The organism is Pedobacter steynii (assembly GCF_900103665.1).
Taxonomy (GTDB): Bacteria; Bacteroidota; Bacteroidia; order Sphingobacteriales; family Sphingobacteriaceae; genus Pedobacter; species Pedobacter steynii.
Window position 1 is genome coordinate 1 of sequence record NZ_FNGY01000014.1, and the last position, 25,855, is coordinate 25,855.

The window sequence follows — 25,855 nt, forward strand, 5'->3', positions numbered from 1 at the left end:
TTCCTGACCTGCGCTTCAAATAAATCGATCACCGTTTTATCTTCCGCATAGCGAACCTCCGTCGCATTAAAGTCTGCTAATATTATTTTCTGCTCCGCAGCGCTCAGGTAATCCAGCTGACTGATTGAAACATCCGGAGCAGCAATCATTGCCTCCAGCAATTGTGTAAAATGAGCGGACAACTGCAGCACCTCATTTCGGTTGAACACATCACTATTGTATTCAATTCCCAGGTTAATCTCAGCCCCCGACTCACTGAAAGTAAAGGTCAGGTCAAACTTGCTCACCTCATGATCAATTTCCAGGTAATTTTTGACCGTCAATCCGTCCATTGAAGGTGCCGCTCCCAGTTCCGCTGCCGTTGCTGCATTTTGCAAAACAATCAGTACGTCAAACAAGGGGTTCCGGCTCATGTCCCGCTTTAAGTCCAGTACATCAACAAGTTCATCAAAAGGGTAAACCTGGTGTTCATAGGCAGCCAGCGTCACCTGTCTGGTCTGGGCCAGCAATTCACGATAACTATCCTTACCGCTAAAACGGCTTCTTAAAGCCAGCGTATTCACATAGAAACCAATCTGATCCTCCAGATCGGCATGTTCACGACCGGCAATCGGACTGCCGACAATGATGTCCTCCTGCCCCGTATAACGGTACAACAAGGCATTTAAAGCAGTCAGAAGCCCCATAAACAAAGTCGCCCCATGTTCCAGGGTTAAGGAACGAAGGCCATTACTCAACTCCACCGGCAACGCTGCACGGATATTTCCGCCACGATAGCTTTTTACAGCAGGGCGGGTCTTTTCTCCGGCAAGCTCCAGTACAGGAAGCACACCGGAAAATTGTTCCATCCAGTAATTCTGATGTAACAACAAGGTATCCCCCCGCAGCTGTTCCTGCTGCCAGGCCGCATAATCTTTATATTGAATGTTCAAAGGAAGCAGGGAATCGGGCGCTGAGTTGACATAGGCATTGTAAAACAAGAACAATTCTTTGATCAATATCCCCATCGACCAGCCATCACTGATGATGTGGTGCATTACATAGGTGAAAATCCAGCGGTTATCTGCCAGCTGGTACAAACCGGCACGCAGTAAAGGACCTTTTTCCAAATCAAAAGGACGTTCAAAATCCCCACGTACCAGATCAGCAACTTTGAGGTCCTGATCTTGCAGCCCTCTCAGATCCTGACATACCAGCTGAAACCCAAGCTCCTCCGTAGCAAGCACATACTGAAGAAGATCTCCCTCCCCATGCTCAGAAAAAACGGTGCGCAAAATCTCGTGTCTTTCAATCAGACTTAGAAAGGAAGATTCCAAACCTACCACATCCAGTTCTCCCTCAAAAACATGAATACCCGGAGTATTATACGCATTATTCCCTCCTTCAAACTGGCTTAAAATCCATAAGCGCCGTTGTGAAGAAGACAAGGAATAGCCATCTGCAGGCAACAGTTTAGGAATCGGGCGATAAGGACTTTTCCCAAGATTTTGTATTAAACGCGCTTGTTCTTCAAGTAAGGTATGTACAAATAATTCCCTTAAGCTGATCTTTACATCGAATTTCTTTAAAATCTGGCCCGCCAGGCGGGTTGCCCTTAAGCTATGTCCACCTAAAGCAAAAAAATCATCTTTTGGCCCTATAGCAATGTCTCCCAGAACAAATTTCCAGACTTCAACTAATTCTTTTTCAATGTCGTTCCTGGGCTTAATTCGCTCAGGGTCTATGACCTGAGGAACATGCTCCAATTCAATCAGCCCTTTACGATCAATTTTTCCATGAGCTGTCAAAGGCATCTTATCCAGCAGGGTAATCACCGATGGCAACATATGATCTGGTAACTTGTTCTTCAGATAAAGCTTTAATGCCCCTGCTGAAATAGTTTCCCTGACCTGAACTTCCTCCTTCTCAAACAACTTTTTATAAAATGGATTTCCCCTGAATTCAGTTCCATTGTTAAATGATTTAAAATCAAAGCTAACCGGAACGTCATGTTGTCTGAATAATGTCCCTGAGATCGTAAAATCTGGATTCAAACCATTTGCCGCCAGGGTTCTCGTTATTTTTGCCTTGATGTAATCATCCGCTTCAACTAAAGTATTATCATAAAAAACAGGCAGATATATTGGAAGCCAGTTATATTTTTCATTCAAAGTATCGATGATGTGTTCTTCATCTACGTATAAGTTTAGCCAAACCACAAAACCATTTACCACACCCCTTTTATGGAATTTTAAGTGTATCTCATGTGTTTCTTCCAATGCGATAGGATTTGTAAAATCCAGATCTTCAAATGGGCCGTCGTCGCTGAGCACATTTTCCAAAGGAAAATTCTCCACGCACATCCTCATGTCAAACTGATATCCGACATAATCGAAAACCCGTTTCACATAATGTTTGCCAATCTCATCGAAAACATAGTTATGAAGGGAATCCGGGAAATTTACGGCAGCGATTTTTGTCAGACTTCTTTTAGGAATCATATTGGAAGGTGTTTTCAGCAACCTCCTTGTTTCGTTAATCAGTTTCGAAGCCCCCTCAGAGCCGCCAATTGATCCGACAATTTCAGAAACGCAATAATCTACTTCTTCCGGAAGCTGAATATTTGAAATGTCTCCGTGGATCAGGATAATTTTATCCTGTAAACCTAAATCTTCAATGACCTTTTTGGCCTTGTTAAACGTTTCTAAAAGAATTTCAACTGAATAAACTTTTTTTGCCCCTGCTTCAATACAGAATTGCGACAGGATCGCATCTCCTCCGGCGCCCAGATCCAAAACCACTTTATCCTTCAGCAACTGCTTAAATACCTCCTTATAATGAAAGTTTCTTTTGTCATTGCTGGTTAAAGCATAATACAGTAAATCGTCATAAACAAAATACTCAGAAGTCGAAGGCGTCAGAAAAACACGCTTCTTTTTTTCAATAAAAGCAGCTAAAAAACTATTGCCGTCCTGATCTTTCTTAGGCAATACCACGACATCGTTCACCTCCTCATGATTCCGGAGTACATGTTCAATCTCTCCCAGTTCAATCCGGTAACCGCGGATTTTAACCTGATTATCTTTCCTGCCCATAAATTCAATCTCACCATCAACCAGCCAACGGCCCAGATCACCGGTTTTATACATTTGCTGACCCGGCTCAAACAAACAGTCTACGAATTGTGCAGAGGTTAGCTGTGGACGGTTTAAATAACCCTGCGACAAACCCTTTCCGCCAATACAGATTTCTCCGATAACGCCCACAGGGCACAACAATCCCTGCTGATCTGTAAGGTAGATTTTCGCTCCATCTATCGGTTTACCAATAATTGAACCTTTAATCCCCCGGTTGATCTCCCCGGGATTATAAATCAGGTGTGTACAGAAGATTGTCCCTTCCGTCGGACCATAAGTTACGGTCAGCTTAGCATGACTGAATATCTTTGACAACTGATGTAATAAAGCATCAGGGATGGAATCTCCGCCAATAAACAAATGACTGATATGCGCGAAATCTGCCGACAGGCCCTGATCGGTAAGGTAACTGACCAGCCCCTGGTAAACACCGGGAACAGTATCAATGGCATTCACACCTTTCAGTACCTCCACAAACTGTGCAGGGTCCTGAACCTGATCCTTGGTCAGAAGGACGCTTCTTCCGCCGCTAAGCAGGGAACAGAACAGCTGAAAAACCGATATGTCAAATGAGTTTGATGCCACAAAAGGCAGGGACAGCGGAGCGTCCGGAGCATAATTACGTTTTACATGACCCAAAAAATTGCTCAGGTTACCATGGCTTACCATCACCCCTTTGGGATAACCCGTTGATCCTGAAGTATAGATCAGATAAGCCAGATCTGAAGGTTTCGCCTCCACTAAAAACTCAGCGCCATCGGGCTGATCTATGGCCTGCTGAAACCGCTTCAGTTCTTCTTCATCGACCAGCACCTTACAGGCACTGTCGGCGATGATATAATCCAATCGCTCCTGCGGGTAATCCGGATCTATGGGCAGGTAAGCAGCCCCGGTTTTCAAAATACCCAGCATGCCAATTACCATCCACTCGGTACGTGGAAGTTTCAAGCCAATCAGGTCATTCGGTACAGGATGGTAAATCCTGCTTAAATAAGCAGCAAACTGACCGGAAATACAGCTCAGTTCAAGATAAGTCAAACTGGTATTTTCAAAGGTCAATGCAATGGCTTCAGGAGTTTTCTTCACCTGCGCCTCAAACAAGGCGAGCACAGTTTTCTCTTCGGAATGAACTCCGGCTCTGGCATTAAAATCGTGTAATAGCTTATGCTGTTCTGATACATCCAGATAAACCAGAGCATCAATGGAAGTATCAGGTGCCGCAAGCATGGCCGACAACAATTGGTCAAAATGACGGCACAACTGCTCCGCAGTTTCTTTGGTATAAATATCAATATTGTATTCTAAGCTCAATTCTAAAGCCGATCCAACTTCCGTAAAACCAAAGGTCAGGTCAAATTTGCTGATTCCATGATCTGCCTGATCGGAACGCTTCACCGTCAGCTGACCTACTGCCGCATAGGTTTCTTTATCCTGAACTGAAGCTGCATTTTGTAATACCAGCCCGACGTCGAACAAAGGATTTCGGCTCATGTCCCGCTTTAACTCCAGGGCTTCCACCAATTCATCAAAGGGATAAATCTGATGCTCATAGGCTTCAAGTGTAACCTGCTTTACCTGGTTCAGCAATTCCCTAAAACTATCCTTGCCACTAAAACGGCTTCTTAAAGCCAGCATATTTACATAAAAACCAATCTGACCTTCCAGATCAGCATGTTCACGACCAGCGATGGGGCTGCCGATCACCTGATCCTCCTGCCCGGTATAACGGTATAAAAGTCCATTCACTGCGGCCAGCAAGCCAATAAAGACCGTCGCACCCTGCTCCTGAGCCAGCAAACGAAGCGCATGACTTAATTCCACAGACAACAGTACCCTGACCGCGCCCCCATGGTATGTTTTTACAGCGGGACGAACTTTATCTCCCGTAAGTTCAAGAATAGGAAGAACGCCCGAAAACTGTTCCAGCCAATAGCTTTTATGTCCGGACAACGCACCTTCACTCAGTTGTGACTGTTGCCAGGAAGCATAATCTTTATACTGAATATTCAAAGGGGCAATGGAAAGCGGCACTGAATTGAGCTGCGCATTGTAAAACAACAGCAACTCTTTAATCAGTATACCCATAGACCATCCGTCGCTAATGATGTGGTGCATCACATAGGTGAAAATCCAGCGCTGATCTTCCAGTTGATACAAACAGGCCCGCAGTAAAGGCCCGGTCCGCAAATCAAAAGGATGTTGAAAAGCCTCCCGGATTAAATCAGCTACCAATAAATCCTGATTTTCCGCTGCTCTTAAATCTTTGCGAATCAGATGAAAACCCAGCTGCGCCGGGGAAAGAATATACTGGCGGATATCGCCTGATTCATCCTCCCGAAAAACAGTGCGTAAAATCTCATGACGCGCAATCAAACTAAAAAAAGCAGCCTCCAGTCCGACATCATCCAGCGCTCCTTCAAAAGCATATACCCCAGGCATGTTATAAGCTGTGTTTTCAGTATCAAACTGAGTCAAAAGCCACAAACGCCGCTGTGAAGAAGATAAGAGATAGCCATCACGCTCTGGTATAACCGGGATGTTCAACAATAATGATTTCGCAGAATTGCTCGCTTCCAGATAGCTTAAGATCTCTGCTTTATGGCTTCTGATCAGGCTGACAATCTCTGGTGTTACCTGACTAGGGTGCCCCTCTATCTTAAGCTGAGCATTTTCAATTCTAATTTTTATGTTAAGCCTGATCAGCTCATCTAATATTGCATTCAGCTTCATATGGTAACCGTTATATTTTCTTCTGCATTAAAATCTACATCCGTTTCAATCCATTTTTTTCTATTGATCTCTGCTGCGAGAAATTCAACTGTCGGATTCATAAAAACCTCCTGAATAGAAATATTAATCTCATACTCATTTCTGATTTTATGAAGCAGATTCAAAGCTTTCAGGCTATGCCCTCCCAATAGAAAAAAATTATCCCTGACACCGATGTCTTCTCTTTGTAAGACCTCCTGCCACAATAGCATTAGCTTACTTTCAATTTCATTCCTGGGCGCCAGATATTCGCTCTCCGCCTTCATCTCAAAATGATCTGCTATCGGTAAAGCTTCCAGGTCTACTTTCCCATTGATATTTAAAGGCATCTTTTCCAGGCAAACAAAATGAGCAGGGATCATATATAAGGGGAGGAAATCAGCCATATGCCTCCTCAGGTCCGGGATATTTAATGTTTCCGACCCCGTAAAATATCCGATCAGTTCTTTGGTCCTGGTGCCATATGATTTGGCAATTACAACTGCGGAGGTAATGTCGGGATACCCCTCAAGACATTTCTCAATTTCCCCCAACTCAATGCGATATCCCCTGATCTTCACCTGATCATCTGCTCTGCCTACAAAATCAATATTGCCATCCGGAAGCCATCTGCCCAGATCTCCGGTTTTATACATTTTCCCTTCCGGCTTAAAGAGGTGATCAATAAACTTTTCATCCGTCAACCCGGCATTATTCAGGTATCCTCTTGCCAGCCCCGGACCGGCGAGATATAGCTCTCCAACCGCGGCAATTGGAGACAGTGCTCCGTTACGGTCAATAATATAAACTTCAGTATTGCTGATCGGCTTACCTATTGGAATCTCCGTTGAACCGGATTCAACGGGATAAGTCAGCGAGAAAGTGGTGTTTTCAGTAGGACCATAACAATGTATGATCTCCAGCAAAGGATAGGTTTGCTGTAATTTGTGAACATGAACCGGAGAAACCCTTTCTCCTCCCGTTAGTATTGATTTTAACCCTTTAAAAATATTGATGTCCGTATCGATCAGCTGGTTAAATAAACCGGTCGTAAAAAAGATCACATTGACCTCCTTTTTTTCAATCTCTGCAGTCAGAAGATTTACGTTTAACAAGACGTCCTGTTTGCATAAAACCACTTTTCCTCCATTTAATAACGCTCCCCAATAATCAAATGTCACTGCATCAAAGGAAACCGACCCGGAGGACAAAATCACGGTGTCCTCATTTAATTTCACGTAATTAGCTGATTTCACCAGGCGAATCACACTTAAATTTTCGATCATCACCCCCTTCGGCTTTCCGGAAGAACCAGAAGTATACATCACATAAGCGAGGTCATGGGCATCCCTGATTAAATGAATGCTGGTGTTTTTTTTCGGAATAAATTCATTGAATTTTTGCAGCTCATCTTCATCTATTAAGACCTTGCAGCCGATTTCTGACAGGATAAAGTCAATCCGGTGTTGAGGATAGGCAATATCTATTGGCACATAAGCTCCACCAGTTTTTAGTATGGCAAGTATAGAGATGACCATGAGTTCGCTTACATTCAGCTTGATACCGATCAGGTCATTCCGCCCTATATGATAGGTATCCTTCAGGTAATTTGCCAGTTGACCAGACCTGATATCTAATTCCTCATAGGTTAAAATGGTGTCTTCAAAAGCCAGGGCAACTGCAGCCGGGCTCTTTTTAACCTGCTCCTCAAATAATGCTATGATGGAACTTGTTTCCGGATACACAACCGCAGTGTCATTAAATTCATAAATCAGCTGTTGTTTTTCTCCTTCAGATAGAAAATCCAAGCTCTTTGCCGGTTGACTTAAGTTCGCAGCAATGAATTTTAAAGTTGCAAGGAAGTGTCCCTGCAGCTGTTTGACGACTCTGGAATCATACAGATTTCCATTATAATTGAACTTTAGCGTTAAAGCATCGCCAGGAATGACGGTTACTGTAAAACCATAATTCGTTCTTTCCACAGTTTCAGACTTAAGAACAGTCAGGACCTCATCCTGATCAATGCCCTCCGCTCTGTTCTCCTGTATATTTTTGGAGGGATAATTTTCGAAAACAAGAATATGATCGAACAATATCGTGCCGGAACATCTGGTCTGTATTTCCGCCAGTTGAAGATAATGGTGATCTGCACCTTCAATAAAATCATGATGAATTGCTGTAATCAGCGATTCAAATGTGCCCTCTGCCGCTACTTTTATCCTTACAGGAATGGTATTGATAAATAAACCCACCATTTGCTCAATACCGTCAATTCCTGCCGGCCTTCCGGAAACGACGGAACCAAATACGATATCATCCGAATTGTTGTACTTGCCCAGTAAACATGCCCATGCACATCGAATAAGGGTCTGTTCTGTCACCCCAAGCTTCCTGCAGACCGTATTGATCTGTTCTCTTAAAGCTCCGGACAGCTGCACCGCACATTCTGCCTCCTGATAAGCAACGGCCTGTTCCATAGAGATTTTCCCCGGTATCGTAGTGGTATGCAGATAACCGGATAAATAATTTTTCCAATACGCAATGCTCTTGTCCCTATCAAGCGCTCCCAGCCAATTGATGTAATCGGAATAGCTGGAAACCCTGGCAAGAGCCGGCGCCTGCCCTTGCAGCAAACTATAATAAATATGAAAGAATTCTTTAGTCAATATGGACATACACCAACCGTCCATTAAGATATGATGGTGGCTCCAGATCAGTTCAAAAACATCATGATCTGACTTCATTACTGCCAATCTCATCTGTGCCCCCGAGTTCAGGTCGAATCCCTTCGCCCTATCCAGCAGCTTGTATTCCGCAATAGTTTCATGATCAGAAATGTCTCCTACATAAACAAACTCATGCTTTACCTCCTTTCTGACCAATTGTAAAAGTTTCCCTGCTGCATGCTCCATAAAACAAGTACGCAGGACAGCATGGCGCGAAACCAAGCGATGGTAACTTTCTTCTAAAACAGGAACATTGAGTTTCCCTTTCAGGCGATAAGTCATTTGTGAAAAATAGGCTGATGACGTCAGTCCGTTTGACCAATGGAAATACATTCCTTCCTGTAGTGGGCTTAATGCATACACATCTTCCAAATCACCGGTTTGATTTAACCGGTCGACCTCCTCTAAACTCAAACCACTATAGCTCAAATCAATGGGCGTGAGTCGTAATCTTTCTTCAGCAGAAAGCTCAGCGATTAATTCCAATAAATATTTTTGATAAAGAGACAGCAATTCATTTATCGAGGACTCCATAAATTGTTTATTGCTGTAACCAATGGACAATTTGAGCTGCCCGTCTGTGATGATCGCGGTAATGTTTAACAGAAATTCCGAGTATCTTTCCGCTGAAATTTCTCTTCCCCGCTCTTCCGCCGACAATTCAAAGACCCCGTTCCCCATATCGGGGGTAATTCCTGAAGTAATGTCTCCCAGATAATTAAAGGAAATTTCCGGATTCGGCAGCTCATTATTTCCAGAGAGCAGCTGTAAAATGCCGAAGCCTATCCCCTTGCCAGGGATTCTGTTTAAATGCTCTTTTACTTCAATTAATTGCCTGATGTTATCATTTGAATGTTTCAAATCTATCCATACAGGGTACAAACTTGTAAAACATCCTATGGTCCTCGTTACGTCTATATTCGTGTCTATCGCCTCTCTTCCATGTCCCTCCAACATAATGGCTATATTTTCCAACCGGAACTTTTCATGAATGGCTAAACTTAAAGCCGTGATTAAAATTTCATTTGTACCTGTACGATAAGGCTTATAACATTTTGTCGTCAATGCCCCGGTTGCTTCTTTAGTTAGTAAAAATGATAACGTAGCAGCGTCCTTCATCAAATTAGTGCCAGAGACCTGATCCGGGACCAGTTTCTGCCCCTGCCTTTCACTGTTCCAGTACACTTGCTCTTTCTTCAACAGTTCAGTTTTTGAATATTCCAGCATTTTAGCTTGCCAGTGAAGGAAAGAATGGGTTTTCAAGGGAAGAATTAAAGCCTTTCCCAACAGGTGTTGCTGGTACAGATTGGCCAGATCTTCTAAAAAAATCCGCCAGGAAACCCCATCCACCACCATATGGTGAATAACAATTAACAGTTTCGCTGTAGTTTTACCCTTAAATAAGCAAACCTTTAGCAACGGCCCCGTCGTCATATTAAAGCTTGACTGGATATCATTACAGCGTTGTTCAAATAATTCATCATCTGCATTTTCTATCACCTCGAAATCATACCCTTGTTCGATTCCCAGATTTCGCTGAATCCAATGGCCTTCCCTGAAAATAAAAATCATCCGCAGTGCATCATGGTGCTGAACTATTTTATTCAATACTTTTTTCAGACCATCTTCATCAACAGGGCTTGAAGTTCTTAATAGGACAGATTGATTAAAATGGTGTTTGTCCACATTGTCGTCCTCAAAAAAAGACTTCTGAGCTGGACTTAATGTGCTTTCTCCCTGTATGATTTCCTGAACTACAGAGAACCGATCGGTTTTCACCAGAATGGAAAGGTCTGCTATGACCGGATGCTTCAGGATTTCCTGAATGCTGAGTAAATATCCTTTCTTTTTCAGTCTGGAGATGACCTGTATGGCCTTAATTGAATCTCCACCCAGTTCAAAGAAGTTATCTTTAATGCCGATGATCTTAGGCCCAAGTACCTCCTGCCAAATCTCTGTAAGCTCCTTTTCAATCCTGTTTCCCGCTTCCTGATAATGGACCCCACCCAATATATCTACATTTTCGAGTAGCACTGCTGTCGCAATCTTCCCATTTTCAGTCAGCGGAATATGATCCACCTGGATATACTGTGAAGGAACCATGTACGCCGGCAGATGATTGCCCAGGTAAGACCTGATTTCAGCAACATTCAGCTCTTCTTTACCGGTCACATAGGCCACAAGGTCTTTAGTTCCCGATTGATTTAATTTAGCCAGTACCACTGCCGATGTTATTTTAGCATATTTTCTCAGACTGGCATCAATCTCCCCCAGTTCAATCCGGTAACCGCGGATTTTAACCTGATTATCTTTCCTGCCCATAAATTCAATCTCACCATCAGGCAGCCAGCGGCCCAGATCACCGGTTTTATACATTTGCTGACCCGGCTCAAACAAACAGTCTACGAATTGTGCAGAGGTTAGCTCCGGGCGGTTTAAGTAACCCTGCGACAAACCCTTTCCGCCAATACAGAGCTCTCCGATAACGCCCACAGGGCACAACAATCCCTGCTGATCTGTAAGATAAATTTTCGCTCCATCTATCGGTTTGCCAATAATTGAACCTTTACTCTCCCCGTTGATCTCCCCGGGATTATAAATCAGGTGTGTACAAAAAATCGTCCCTTCCGTTGGACCGTAAGTTACGGTCAGCTTAGCATGACTGAATATCTTTGACAACTGATGTAATAAAGCATTGGCAATGGAATCTCCGCCAATAAACAAATGACTGATATGCGCGAAATCTGCCGACAGGCCCTGATCGGTAAGGTAACTGACCAACCCCTGGTAAACGCCGGGAACAGTATCAATGGCATTCACACCTTTCAGGACTTCCACAAACTGTGCAGGATCCTGAACCTGATCCTTAGTCAGAAGGACGCTTCTTCCGCCGCTAAGCAGGGAACAGAACAGCTGAAAAACCGATATGTCAAATGAATTTGAAGCCACAAAAGGCAGGGATAGCGGAGCGTCCGGAGCATAATTACGTTTTACATGACCTAAAAAATTGCTCAGGTTGCCATGGCTCACCATCACCCCTTTGGGATGCCCTGTTGATCCTGAAGTATAAATCAGATAAGCCAGATCTGAAGGTTTCGCCTCCACTAAAAACTCAGTGTCATCGGGCTGATCTAAGGCCTGCTGAAACCGCCTCAGTTCTTCTTCATCGACCAGCACCTTACAGGAACTGTCGGCGATGATATAATCCAGCCGTTCCTGCGGGTAATCCGGATCTATGGGCAGGTAAGCAGCCCCGGTTTTCAAAATACCCAGCATGCCAATTACCATCCACTCGGTACGTGGAAGTTTCAGCGCAATCAGGTCATTCGGTACAGGATGGTAAGTCCTGCTTAAATAAGCGGCAAACTGACTGGAAAGATGGCTCAGTTCAAGATAAGTCAAACTGGTATTTTCAAAGGTCAATGCGATGGCTTCAGGAGTTTTCTTCACCTGCGCCTCAAACAGCGCGAGCACAGTTTTCTCTTCGGAATGAACTCCTGCTCCGGCATTAAAATCATGTAATACCTTATTCTGCTCCGACACATCCAGATAAACCAGGGCATCAATGGAAGTATCAGGTGCCGCAAGCATGGCCGACAACAATTGTTCAAAATGACGGCACAACTGCTCCGCAGTTTCTTTGGTATAAATATCAATATTGTATTCTAAGCTCAATTCTAAAGCCGATCCAACTTCCGTAAAACCAAAGCTCAGGTCAAATTTGCTAATTTCCTGACCTGCCTCAGCGGCACGCTTTACCGTCAGCTGACCTATTTCGGCATATCTTAATTTATCCTGAGCCAGGACACCATTTTGTAATACCAGCCCAACGTCGAACAAAGGGTTTCTGCTCATGTCCCGTTTTAACTCCAGGGCCTCCACCAATTCATCAAAGGGATAAACCTGATGCTCATAGGCTGCAAGTGTCACCTGCTTTACCTGGTTTAGCAGCTTTGTAAAACTGTCTTTGCCGCTAAAGCGGCTTCTTAAAGCCAGGGTATTTACATAAAAGCCAATCTGATCTTCCAGATCCGCGTGTTCACGACCAACGATAGGGCTGCCGATCACCTGATCCTCCTGCCCGGTATAACGAAATAACAACCCGTTTAACGCAGCCATAAGCCCCATAAAAAGTGTTGCACCCTGCTCCTGAACCAGCGCATGAAGTGCTTTGGTTAGCCCCTCTGCCAGCGGCTTAATCAGGATATCCCCATGGTATGTTTTTACTGCAGGACGAACTTTATCGCCCGCAAGTTCAAGTACAGGAAGGACGCCCGAAAACTGTTCCAGCCAATAGGTTTTATGGGCAGACAAGCTCCCGTCATTCAATTGCGTCTGTTGCCAGGACGCATAATCCTTATACTGAAGTTTCAAAGGAAGCAGCGCACTATGGTCTGATTTCAGGTGCGTATTATAAAAGAAAAACAGCTCCTCAATCAGTACCCCCATAGACCATCCGTCACTGATGATGTGGTGCATCTCATAGGTAAAAATCCAGCGATGATCCTCCAGCTGATATAAACAGGCGCGTAATAATGGACCATTCTCTAAATCAAAAGGATGCTGAAACGCTTCCCTGATTAAATTCTTAACCAGCAAATCCGGATTCCCGGCAGCCCTTAAATCTTTACGAAGCAAATGAAAGTCCAGTTCCTCTGAAGAAAGAATATACTGACGGATATCGCCATGTACATCCTCACGAAAAACAGTACGCAGAATCTCATGACGCGCGATCAACCTGAAAAAAGCAGAATCCAGTCCGGCATCGTTCAGTTCTCCTTCGAAAGTATATACCCCAGGCATGTTATAGGCTGTATTTCCGGCATCAAGCTGACTCAGAAGCCATAAACGTCGCTGTGAAGAAGATAAAACATAACTTTCTGCTGGTAAAGCTGCAGGGATTCTCACATAGGCATCATCACTGACCTTATTTAAATAATCAATCAGCAAAAATTTGTTTTCCTTAATTTTCGCCAATAAGTTTAAATCAAGGTCACCTTTAGGGTATTTAAGTGTTAATTCTCCGTCTTCAATTCTGATGTGTATATCGTTCTTTCTTAAAAGGGTAATAAAGTCTCTCATAATCAACACTTATATTTTAATTTTCTGATAACCGGCATGATCTTCATCCGTAACCGCCTTGAGCCAGCGGTCATTCATGATCACATTCGCCATTGCTTCTATCGTAGGTTCTGAAAAGAGATCCTTTAGCGGTATTTTTGTCCCCATGTTCTTGCTCACTCTCGAAAGGAGCTGTATGGCCTTTAAACTGTGTCCGCCGAGTGCAAAGAAATTATCCTTTATTCCGATTTTATCAATGCCCAATACCTCTTCCCAAATCCCGACCAGCTGTGCTTCTATTTCAGTTCCTGGCGCCTCATAAGCCACTGCTCCCATCAGGCTTTGACGGCCTGTATTCATCGCAAGCAAGGCCCTTTTATCGACTTTACCATTCGGACTTAAAGGCAATTGATCTATCTGAATAAAATGGCCCGGAATCATATACACCGGCAGGTGTCTGGCTAAATACAGCTGAAGATCAGGCACACTTATTTCCTGTTCAGTATGCACATAGGCCACGAGTTCTTTTTCTCCGGAAACATTTTCTTTTACCAGGACCACGGCAGATGAAATGGCTGCATAGCGTTGCAGCACCTCCTCTATTTCCCCAGGTTCTATGCGATACCCTCTGATTTTAATCTGATCATCCTTCCGGCCGGTAAATTCTACATTGCCATCCGGCAGCCACCTGCCCAGGTCACCGCTTTTGTACATCCGCTCTCCGCTCACAAAAGGATCCGGCACAAATTTATCCCGGCTCAGTTCAGGCTGGTTCAGGTATCCTCTGGACAAACCCGCTCCGGCCAGACAAATCTCTCCCACAACACCGATGGGCAATAACTGATCCCGGGAATCCAGAATGTAAACCCTGCTGTTACTGATCGGTCTGCCTACCGGAATATTCAAGCCCGGATTTAATATCGGATAGGTTAAAGAAAAGGTCGTATTTTCTGTTGGACCATAGCCGTTCAGGATTTTTAAATCCGGATAACGAAGTCTTAAAGCTTTGATGTGGACCGGCGACAATGCATCCCCTCCGGCCAGCAGGGTTTTTAATCCCTCAAATATTTCAATATCTTCATCTGCCAGCTGGTTTAACCAGCCGGAAGTAAACCACATCATCGTAACCGATTGGGCTTGTATCTGGCTGGCAAGTACTTTGGGGTTGAGCAAAACTTCCTGACTACACAACACCAGCCGCCCGCCATTTAGCAACATCGCCCAGTATTCGAAAGTCGTCGCGTCAAAGGAAACTGCTCCCGTCGACAACAACACCTCTTCGTCGGTTAACGTCACATAATTCGCCGATTTAACCAGACGCACGACGTTACCATGTTCCACCATCACCCCTTTGGGTTTTCCACTGGAACCGGAGGTATACATCACATAGGCCAGATCTGCCGGGCCCATCGTTATACCGGAATTATCGCCGTTATAAGATGAAGCTTCCTGCCTAAACTTTTCCAGTTCCTGATCATCAATCAGCACCCTGCTCCCGCATTCCTCCAGCATATACTCCTTACGGGCCGCCGGAGACGATACCTCTAAAGGCACATAAGCCCCTCCGGACTTTAATATGCCAAGGATGGCAATCAATACCCATTCACTCCGCTCCAGCATGATGGCCACAAAATCACATCTTTTTACACCGTAATTCCTGACCAGATAATCGGAAAACTGATTGGCCTTTTCATTCAGATCGCGGTAACTCAGCTGCTCTTTTTCAAAAACCAGGGCAATATGATCAGGCGTATTCAATACCTGTTCTTCAAATAAATTCACCACTGTTTTATCTTTAGGATACCAGACAGCTGTGGCATTGAATCCATGTAAAAGCTGCTGATGTTCCTCCTCCGACAGGTAATGTAAATCAGCGATAGCAACCGAAGGTCCGGCAGTAACCGCCTCCATCAGCCGGATCAAATGATCCGATAACTGTACGATGCCTGCCCGGTCATAGATATCACTATTATAGGAGATGACCGTTTCGATCTCCTCCCCAATTTCTTCAAAGCTAAAGGTCAGGTCGAACTTGCTACCCTCAGTTTCAACGCCCTGATAAAGACTTGCTTTTATACCGCCCAATCCCCCGGCCTCGAGGAGTTGGTTATGCTCCAATACCACCATTACATCAAACAAAGCATTACGGCTCAGGTCGCGCGGGATGTCCAGCTCATCCACCAATTCATCAAATGGATAAGCCTGGTGTTCATAGCCGTCCAACGTCACCTGCCTGATGTGATTCAGCAGGTCAATAAAACTATCTTCTCCTCTAAACCGGCTTCTTAAGGCCAGCGTGTTGACATAAAAACCAATCTGTCCCTCCAGGTCAGCATATTCCCTGCCTGCAATCGGACTTCCTACAATCAGGTCCTGCTGGCCGGTATACCTGTACAATAAAGTATTCACCACTGCCAGTAAACCCATAAAAAGGGTACAACCCTGGCTTTGGCTCAAATCCCGAAGCTTTTTACCAGCTTCAGCACTGATTCTCAGCTCCACAGCTGCCCCGTTATAGGTTTTTATTGCCGGACGGATATGGTCTCCCCTCAGCTCCAGGACAGGCAATTCCCCCTCAAACTGCTTCAGCCAATAAGAGCGGGAGGCATTTAATGTACTGCCTTTCAATTCCTTTTGCTGCCAGCAGGCATAATCCTTATACTGGATTTGCAATGGTGCCAGCCTGTTTTCTTCTCCTTTAAGATGGGCATTATAAAACAACAAAAGCTCCCCTACCAGGACTCCCATAGACCAGCCGTCGCTGATGATGTGGTGCATGGTATAACTGAATAGCCAACGGTCTTCCCCCGTCTGATACAGACTGGCACGAAGTAAAGGGCCCAAAGATAAATCAAACGGTGTAGTGGCATCTGCCTTAACCAGCTCCCTGATAACGGTTTCCTGATCTTCAGAAAGGCTCAGGTCACGGTAATCGATTTCAAATCTGGTATCCTGAACATCATTGATGAATTGCCTGATTTCCCCCTCTTCATCTTCCCTGAATACGGTCCGCAGAATTTCATGACGCGCGATCAGCATCCTGAAAGCAGCGGTCAGCGATTCCTGGCTTAAACTACCCTGAAACACATATACTCTGGGAATATTGTAAGCAGCATTCCCATCTTCAAACTGGCTCAGAATCCATAGCCTGCGTTGTGACGAAGATAAAGGATAGCAAATCTGAGACGCTGCTACCGGGATCGCATGGTATGCTGACTGCGTGGCATGTGTGATCAGACCTGCCTGATCTTCCAGTACCGGATGTCCAAAAAGTTCTTTCGGGCCAATCCTGATTTCAAATTCTTTATTGATCCGGCCCATAAGCCGGCTTATTTTTAAACTATGTCCTCCGAGGTCAAAGAAATCATCGCGGATTCCTATGTTTTCTTTCCCCAGAATTTCCTCCCAGATCCGGATTAAATGTCTTTCAACTTCGGTATTTGGCGCCAGATAAACGGTGCTTTCTGTTAAATCAACGGTTCCGGGATCAGGTAAAGCGTTCTTATCTACTTTTCCGTTTGCTGAAACCGGAAATTTATCCATCTTAACAAAGTCAGCGGGAACCATAAAATCAGGTAAAAGTCCAGTTAGATGGTTCTTTACCTGCTTTACGTTTAAATCGCCGTCAACGATGACATAAGCAAGCAAACATTTACCGATATGTTCATTCTCAACAACAACGACAGCTGCTTCCCTGATATTTTTCATATTCATCAGGTGACTTTCAATTTCACCCAACTCTATCCGGTAGCCCCTTATTTTCACCTGGTTGTCTATTCTTCCGAGGAACTCCAGATTTCCATCGGGAAGCAGGCGACCCAAATCTCCTGTACAGTATAATTTTTCAGCCGCTATATATGGATGAGGAATGAATTTCTCCTTCGTCTTCTCCGGATCATTCAGATAGCCGTTTCCCAAGGCAATTCCGCCAATACAAATTTCACCTTTAGCCCCTGCCGGGATTAAAGATCTTTCCGGGTTAAGAATCAGGCTGGTTACGTTAGGTATCGGTTTACCTATGGGCAATACAAAATCAGTATAATCTGCCAGTTTAGGAACCAGATAATAATTGGTCACATCTGTACATTCTGTAGGTCCATAGGTATTCAGCAGTCTGGTATGACAACCTGCGCCATTGTACCACTCAGAAAGCAGGTTCATATTTATAGATTCTCCCCCTAAAACCACATACCTGAGCGAGTGTAAGTTGCGAAATCCATTTGGAGCATCCAGCTCCAGAATTGGGTAAAAGGTACTTGGCGTACAATTTATCCATGTTATTTTCCTTGCGCCAATGGCTTCTAAAATAGCGCCAGGATTATAAAATTCGTCGTCAATCAGGTGAAGTTCAGCACCGGTTAATGCCGCAGCAAAAAGATTTTTCTGCGTCAGATCAAAGCCTAATGAGGAAACAATCAGGGTTTTATCCAATGCCGTTAAAGACAGTTCTTCCACATACCAATCTAAGAGGTTATTAAAACCCATGTGATTACAAACAGCCCCTTTAGGAACTCCTGTAGAACCGGAAGTACAAATTAAATATAAGGGATCCTTCACCCTGATCAAGCTTTCTTCAGGGCTTTTGAGGGCTTGTTTCAGCTCCTCAATAAGCAATAATCTAAAGCCTCCTGTTCTGATAAATTCGTTTACGGTATCATGGTCGCTGATGACAAAATCACAGGAGGCAGAATTCAGGATACTCATCACCCGTCCTTCAGGATAAGCGGTATCAATAGGTACATAGACTGCTCCTGTTTTTATGATGCCAAATAACGCTTCGATGTATTTTGATTTATCCTTAAGATATAATCCGATTCGCTGACCATTTAACACATTAATGCCGACAACGAGATGAGCGGCAATCACATCAGAAGCTTCATTTATCTGCGCATTGGATAGCCTCCTTTGCGGGCTAAATAAAAAGTGCTTGTCGGCATTTAAACCCAGGGCATTTCTCAGCCTGGAACTTAAAGGGCTTTTAGCGCTAAAACGCGCGGCATCAAAAAAAGCGTCTAACTGGCTGGCACGTTCTTCACTATCGACGGCATTTAAGCTTTCAAGCAGGTCCAGCGGTCGGGCAATTAAATCTTGTAATATGGACTGCAGGCCCTTCGATAAGGATGCGATACTACTGTCAGAAAAAACGTTAGTATTGTAATCCAAATCAACAATCAGTTCCTCAGCACTATTTGAATATTCCCTGATATGTATCGAGAGATTGGCGTCCTCATAGTTATTAGATAAGGGAAAGACCGTTACATTTTCATCATTGAACGAATAGTTATAATCATGTTTTTCATAAGAAATCCTGAATCCTGTGAAATGCTTTCCGGAATTCAGCAATACATCTGAGTCCGCAAGAAGCTCCCCCAACTGATATTCCTGATGCCTCAGACAGGTCATTATTTCTTTCTTTATGCCATATAAAAAATCTAAAACCTGCTGACCGCCATCGTATTGCAAATAAATCGGCATCAGGTTCACAAATGGTCCAAGAATAGCCTTAAACTTACGATTCGATCTGTTTTGAACAGGAAGTATAACCGGAAACGCTTTAAAGGAATAAACCTTGTAAATATAAACGAGAAAGCTCCCTAAAAATAAGTGAAGGTAGGAAAGGCCATGTTCGGCGCAAAACTGTTTGTTTCTATTCAAAACATCCTTACCGACAACAAAAGAAAACAGTTTCGAAGAGGGCTGATCCAAATCGGTTTTACCTTCAAACGTGGCCGGCGGGATGGTCGTATACTTATTTTGCCAAAAGGATTTTGATGCATGATAAGCCTTTCCCTCAGTTTCTTTCATCTGATGATCAACAAACTCCTGATAATCATATTTACTCAAATGATGCTCCGCATGATCATAACTACCCAGCACATCTTTGAAAAAGATAGAAAGGCCGTAGCCATCATTTATAATATGATGAAATTTAACGTACCAGAAAGTGGAGCTTTTACACTTAATCAAAATAGTAAAGAACAGCCGGTTTTCCAAAAGATCAAATGGAACCTCCATGTCACTTTTCATCCAGTGTACAGCCTCCTCTTCGCAATTGATCCTGGATGAAAAGTCCAGCAATTGTATCGGCTGATTGTATTTTTCGCGAAAAATAGAAACAGCAGGAAACAATTCATCCCCGTTACTAAATTTCCAGTTTAAAATATCCTGACGCTCAACAGTGTCCTGAATCGATCCCGAGAAGTTCTCAACACCAATATTTCCTTTAAGTTTAGCAAAGCCTCCAATATTAAATTTTGGAGATAGCGTATTTTTCAACTGATCAATCCATATGTATTTCTGGATTTGTGATAAACTTTTGGAGCGCATCATATAGGAAGAAGGGTTTTAAAATATTTTTCAACAGTTTGGTAGTTAACATTCATTATAATAATCTCTATTAAGAGTTTATTACATCATTATCCAACTTCGCTAATCTTCTCGTAAAAACACTAATCATTCAACAATTCAGCTCATACATTGCCTAACGAGAACAATTATTCTCAGTATATCGTAATTCTATAAACACAAATTAAACCTAGCCATAATTATTTTAATAATCAATATCATAAGTAAAGATTATTTAAATTCGAAAACGATTATTTTAAAATACATTTAAATAATTACACCAAGAGGCATCAAAAACACTTTAAATAGCAAATCTCATCCCACCAGCACTGCCCATGACAGTTGATACGATTTAGATTGATATCATTGTAAACACATCCGAAACCAATATATAACCTTAATAATATCTATTTAAATCAGACGACCAGCATGCCATTATTATACGGTCGGATTTAATAAATAGTGATGAAATTATGATTTTATAAAATGGGTAGGACGAAACTATTTGACCACATAAAAATTGACGAACATTCGTCAACGCCTAAATATTTACAGCTTTCAGATGCCATTATAAATGCCATTGAAACGGGGATTTTAAAATTAGACAATGTCCTCCCCTCTATTAATGAAATCAGCTGCAGGCTTGACATGGCCAGAGATACGGTAGATAAAGGCTATAGATATCTAAAAAGTATCGGCGTGATCATTTCTGTACCTGGCAAAGGCTTTTACGTTGCGGAGATCAAGCCAAAGCGTAAATTTAAAGTGCTTTTGTTATTCAACAAATTAAGTACCCATAAAAAAATCATTTATGACGCCTTCATAGCTGCACTTGACACCGACATATACGTAGACTTCTATGTCTATAACAACAGTTTCATGTTGTTTAAAAGACTGATTACGGAAAAACAGCTGACACAATACTCACATTTTGTGATTATCCCGCACTTTATAAATGGTCATGAGTTTAATATGGAGATCATCAATACACTCCCTAAAGAAAAACTCATTTTAATGGACAAGCTTGTTCCTCAGGTAACCGGAAATTACGGAGCGGTTTATGAAGACTTTGAGCAGGACATTTTTAATGCACTGCAAAAAGCGCTCAATGACCTTTCCAGGTATAAAACATTAAAAATCGTCTTCCCTCAAAAAAGCTATTTCCCTAATGAAATTCTGGGAGGTTTCCTGAATTTCGCACAGGAGTATGCCTTTTCACATGGGATCGTTTCCGATATTATGGAGGAGTCCATCCATCCCGGTGATGTCTTTATTGTACTGATGGAGGACGATCTTGTGCTTTTGTTGGAACGGATCGTCAATATGAATTTGAAGATAGGTAAAGATGTGGGGGTCATCTCCTACAACGAAACGCCAATTAAGAAAATTTTGCTAAATGGTATTACTACCATCTCAACTGACTTTAATTTTATGGGAAGTACCGCTGCGAGAATGCTGCTCGAGGGACCAATGGAAAAAATAGCCATCCCATTTAAGTACACCAAAAGGAATTCATTATAATCAAAACCTAAAAGCGTCAACATTCCATTCGAAGTTGACGCTCTTAGCTTAAATATACCGCATTGAAATCACTGGTGGCTAATTGTACGGTATGTAAAGTGTGATCTCCCCCAGAACGGTATAAGATTGAGGGCCCGATACCCCTACAACTTTAAAATACTTTGCCACTGAGGGATCAGTCATCGTGAATATCTGCTGATCATTAATTTTACGGTTAAAATTAAACACCCCCTGATCTATCCAGTTTACATTATCGGCACTGGTAAAGAACTGAAGCTTATCCGGAGCCCTGTCGTCATCTTTCATTCTCCAGATTCCGACCTTCTTAATGGAACGCAATGCACCTATATCTATCGTACAGTGGTGGGGGTACCTGGAACTACCAGCATTGGTATGCCAGCGGGTTGCGGCATTGTCATCAATAAAGTTCGTCACTTTATTTTCATCTCCGGGATGCTGAGATGAAAAGTCAATAATCTTCCATTCCGATTTATCCAATAAGAGTTCATTCGTACTTAGGTATGGTGTATAAAAGAAATCTATACCCGTAGAGTCCGGCCGAAACACGGTCCTGTACCTGAACTGCGTGCCCACCTTATAATCATCTACGTTAAACTCACTGATGTTTACCCGAACCCTCTTGGTGCTGAGCTGCCCGCTATTGTTGGTGTATTCGACCTCTGTAGCATAGGCACCGCTGGCAATATCAGCCGCTTCCCAGGTAGTAAACAGCTGATTACTCGTCTTTAAAAGCGCGCCTTTTAAAGGCCTCGGCAATAATCTTTCCTGATAGCTATCGCCATAGATGGCACCTGGTACTTCTACCGGGACAGATGCGTTTCCGGCCAGGTCATAAGTCTTTATGATGAAGGTGTAAAAGTTCTCAGGCAAGTTACTGAACATATAACTGATCGTATCCTTCTCATTAGAGATGGGAATTTCTACCGAATCCGCATAATTGTTCCAATAAATCTTTGCCTTAACTGTTTTAGGATCCGCATTTCGAAGCCAGTACAGCCGGCCTCTTTTATTCCCGGCCTGAAACCTGGCCCCATTTGCTCTTCCCGGATAATATTTACCACCGGGAACAACAAATTGTTTGTAAGTGTTGTCCATCTTTTTACATGCAAAAGAAAAGGCATATGCAGTGATTAGGAGAAATAAATAATAAAATTTCGTTTTCATTTGAATCGTTTAAGTGTGGCCCATTTATAATTTCCCCCAGAAGCTCAGTTCTGCAATGGTGATTTGTGATCCACCACCATAGGTTTCCAGCGTTTTGAAACGCAGATACCGATAGGCCAGCGGAATTTCTTCGAGGTCAAAATCTTCACCCTGTGTATGACCATAATTATTGTCTTCAGCGGTAGCTCTGCCCAATGGCAATCCCGAAGGTTTGAAGGATTTAAATGTCCCTAAAAGCTTCCAGTTTGTAAATGAACCATCCAATCCCGGATCATTTGTGCCCCACAATTCAAACCGTTTAACATTAGCACCGGTATAGGTATAGTCCGGATGTCGCTGATGCATTTTCATTCTGCTGATCACCACAGCTCTGCCAAGATCGAAGGTAAACCATTGCGGCGTGCTGGTATTGTGACGTGAAGCAAATACGCCATTGTCGATCTTATCATCCCACATCCTATCCACCGGATATTGTGATTCTACAGGCTCGTATTCATCCGTTGGAAGTTTCAACCCTTTAAATGGTTTTGGCACTTTCTGCTCGAATAAAGGAGCAATAGTTTTGACCAGGCTTTCTGATTTGTTATTCCACCTGTCCCTCAGGTAAACCGAAAACTTCTTTGGTGTAGCAGTTAGGCCCCTCACTGAGAAGGTACCTGCGATGGTCTTGGTATAAAAAGTCTGGATGGGTAATAAGACATCATTCCCCACTGTATCTGCCATAATTACGATGGCCATGTTGGCAGCGAATTCATTCTTAAATTTAATTTTTATGCCGCCAAAGCCCGGCTCCATGGTCAGCTCTTTAAATGAGCTTTCTATTGGTGGTGTGAGCGGACTTACTTTAATCTCTACCGGTAAAGAAGCCTTTTCATTTTTGCCTATGCTATATACTTTAACGGTATACTCGTTTGTATCACCAAAGCCTTCCAGTTTAAGACTATCCGTATAAAAAGACGATTTACCCTCTCTAAATACGCCAGGCTGGATCTCATACACCGCCTTTACATAAGAAAGATTGGGGTCTGCCGGTAATTTATAAGTAAGTATTGCCCCTCCGGGTTTGCCCTCAGACTTGATGTTATAAACCTGCGCCGGCGCTGCTGCATTAGGATCGATATGATCCAGCCTGTCTTCTGTTTTACATTGCAGGAGAAACAAACACATCCCTCCTGCGATTAAATACATTAGTTTTTTCATTTTTCTGATTTTACGTTACCAACCAATATTCTGTACCAGATTTTTGTTAATTAACAGGTCATGATCCCGGATTGGCCAGAAATAATCCTTCACGCTAAAGCTTTGTACAAACAAGACTCTTCTGCGGTAATAATAATCCGGATTAGACTGTTCTATATCCCAACCTTGTACCGGCTTTCTATATTCGGCAACCGCTTCTTTCCACCTTCTGATGTCCCAGAAACGGGATCCCTCAAAAGCCATTTCGATGAGTTGTTCCTGATGAATAATCTGACGCATGCCCGCCTGGGAAGTATATTTTGAAGGGTTTGTGGAATAGTTATCCCATGAAAACTCCACGGTTGGAAGTTTAGCACGTTCTCTTACCGCATTGATGTATTTGAACATTTGGGATTTATCTCCATTGGCCTCATTTAATGCCTCAGCATAGAACAGGAACAACTGTGCAAGCCTGATGATTGGCCAGGGATATTCGGTCACCTTATAATCGTTTACGCTACTTCCCTGTACATTTTCCCAATGCACATACTTCTTTACATAATAGCCCGTTGGCGATCCATAGTCCGCCTCTACTTTTCCATTTGGCTGTCCTTTTCTTGAAGAGACAAAAAAGAGAGAATTTGGATCACCATCGTTCTCCGATCCTTGTCCATACCATACCCCGCCATCAAAACCAAGATTGGCATAAAAACGAGGTTCTCTATCGAAATTCAAGGCAGAGGTCACGTAATCTTTCCTGATGTACCGCTCCTCTTTGGCTGTTGCGGTACGCAAAAGTAAATTGCCCGTATTCCAGGTTTTGTCTTCATTTATCGGAACACCTTTGTCTGAGTAGAACATTTCCGCAATCTTAACAGGAGGCGCCAGCTCAGATATAATCCTTGGATTGTCCAGATACCGGTGGTCTACTTTTACCGCAGCCACTTTTTGTGTCAGGTTGGAGATGCTTTGTGTATTGGCCCAAATGATTTCCTCATTCCATCGTTCTGCAAATGCATTCCTGATGCTGAGCCCCGTCCTGGTGGAATCCGAAAGTTTAAATCTTGGAACTGGCGGATTAAATTTATACAGCTTATTCCCTGCCAATTCGCAGATGTCGATCGCTTCTTTACAGGCAGCTGCTGCTTCAGTCCACTTTTCCAAAGATACAGATGGGTTAAACAACGGTGTTCCGTCCAGGTTTTTTAAAGAAGTCATATCCGTGTTCCCATTAAAAAGCGGGCTTGCAGCCGTAACCATTACTTTTGCCTTTAACGCATAAGCTACCGGCTGGGTAATCCGTCCAAGCATTTTATTCCTGTTTCCAACTGCTTTGGGTAAGTCTACTTTTGCCTCATCTAAAAGGCTTACAATATATTTAAAGCAGCTGTCTGCCGGAGCTCTTGGCACTTTGGTGTTTTCAATGACTTCATCTATTTTAAAGTTTTCTTTTAACAATGGAATCGGGCCATACATTCTTACCAGGTAAAAATGATAGTATGCTTTCAGCGTTTTTACTTCCGCAATCCATTCCAATTTTTCCAATGCCGTCAGGTCGGGTACTTTTCCAACATTTTCCAGGAAAACATTACAATCTCTGATAGCGCGGTACATATCGCCCCAATAAAAACCTACGATTGGATCAACCGTAGCCTGTCCTCCCCTCGCCAGGCCATCAAAAATATAATGGTTAAATTCCGGTCGGCCGGACTGGTAAATTGCCCAAAGCTCATCTCCTCCAAGTATGGTAGGATCAGCACCCAGGTTCCCATCCTTCGGCATATAAGAATAGCAGGTATATAAATACTTTTCTGCTTCGGTACGCATAGCGAAGGCATGGTCTATGGTAGGGATGTTATCGGGGATTACATCCAGATACTTTTTACAGGAGCTCGTCACAAAAAGCACAGCAAGAACTGTTATTCTGAGTATCCAGCTTTCTTTTTTAATATTTCGCATGACTAAAAATTTAAA

At 43.2% G+C, this 25,855-nt stretch carries 7 protein-coding genes; 1 reads left to right on the forward strand and 6 read right to left on the reverse strand.

What is annotated here, in order from left to right; genetic code table 11:
* The 3 genes from BLQ87_RS29045 to BLQ87_RS29055 form a co-directional block, all read right to left on the reverse strand.
* A partial coding sequence (locus tag BLQ87_RS29045) for a non-ribosomal peptide synthetase (protein WP_143010572.1) occupies positions 1–5,846 on the reverse strand: 5,846 nt, incomplete at its 3' end.
* Entirely contained in the window at positions 5,843–13,672 is a 7,830-nt protein-coding gene (locus BLQ87_RS29050; RefSeq protein WP_074612415.1) for a non-ribosomal peptide synthetase, read from the reverse strand. The genes BLQ87_RS29050 and BLQ87_RS29045, both read right to left, overlap by 4 nt.
* 9 nt (positions 13,673–13,681) lie before the next feature.
* Positions 13,682–19,981, reverse strand: coding sequence for a non-ribosomal peptide synthetase (locus tag BLQ87_RS29055; protein ID WP_083362116.1), 6,300 nt, complete (start codon positions 19,979–19,981; stop codon positions 13,682–13,684).
* Between the two features lie 501 nt (positions 19,982–20,482).
* On the opposite strand from BLQ87_RS29055, the gene BLQ87_RS29060 reads away from it, so the two are divergent.
* On the forward strand, positions 20,483–21,517 hold the full coding sequence (locus BLQ87_RS29060; protein WP_074612417.1) for a GntR family transcriptional regulator: 1,035 nt from the start codon (positions 20,483–20,485) through the stop codon (positions 21,515–21,517).
* Positions 21,518–21,595: 78 nt separating this feature from the next.
* Here BLQ87_RS29060 and BLQ87_RS29065 read toward each other — a convergent pair whose 3' ends face one another.
* The 3 genes from BLQ87_RS29065 to BLQ87_RS29075 are packed head-to-tail and all read right to left on the reverse strand — an operon-like array spanning position 21,596 to position 25,840.
* Entirely contained in the window at positions 21,596–22,702 is a 1,107-nt protein-coding gene (locus tag BLQ87_RS29065; RefSeq protein WP_074612418.1) for a DUF4998 domain-containing protein, read from the reverse strand.
* A 24-nt stretch (positions 22,703–22,726) separates the two neighbouring features.
* Positions 22,727–23,902, reverse strand: a complete 1,176-nt coding sequence (locus BLQ87_RS29070) for a DUF5000 domain-containing lipoprotein (RefSeq protein ID WP_074612419.1) — start codon at positions 23,900–23,902, stop codon at positions 22,727–22,729.
* 15 nt (positions 23,903–23,917) lie between these two features.
* Entirely contained in the window at positions 23,918–25,840 is a 1,923-nt protein-coding gene (locus BLQ87_RS29075; protein ID WP_074612420.1) for a RagB/SusD family nutrient uptake outer membrane protein, read from the reverse strand.
* Positions 25,841–25,855: the final 15 nt, after the last annotated feature.

Coding starts and splice junctions, on each gene's coding strand:
- BLQ87_RS29070 (WP_074612419.1), bottom strand. CDS start 23,902: ATGAAAAAACTAATGTATTTAATCGCAGGAGGGATGTGTTTGTTTCTC.
- BLQ87_RS29050 (WP_074612415.1), bottom strand. CDS start 13,672: ATGAGAGACTTTATTACCCTTTTAAGAAAGAACGATATACACATCAGA.
- BLQ87_RS29060 (WP_074612417.1), top strand. CDS start 20,483: ATGGGTAGGACGAAACTATTTGACCACATAAAAATTGACGAACATTCG.
- BLQ87_RS29065 (WP_074612418.1), bottom strand. CDS start 22,702: ATGAAAACGAAATTTTATTATTTATTTCTCCTAATCACTGCATATGCC.
- BLQ87_RS29055 (WP_083362116.1), bottom strand. CDS start 19,981: ATGATGCGCTCCAAAAGTTTATCACAAATCCAGAAATACATATGGATT.
- BLQ87_RS29075 (WP_074612420.1), bottom strand. CDS start 25,840: ATGCGAAATATTAAAAAAGAAAGCTGGATACTCAGAATAACAGTTCTT.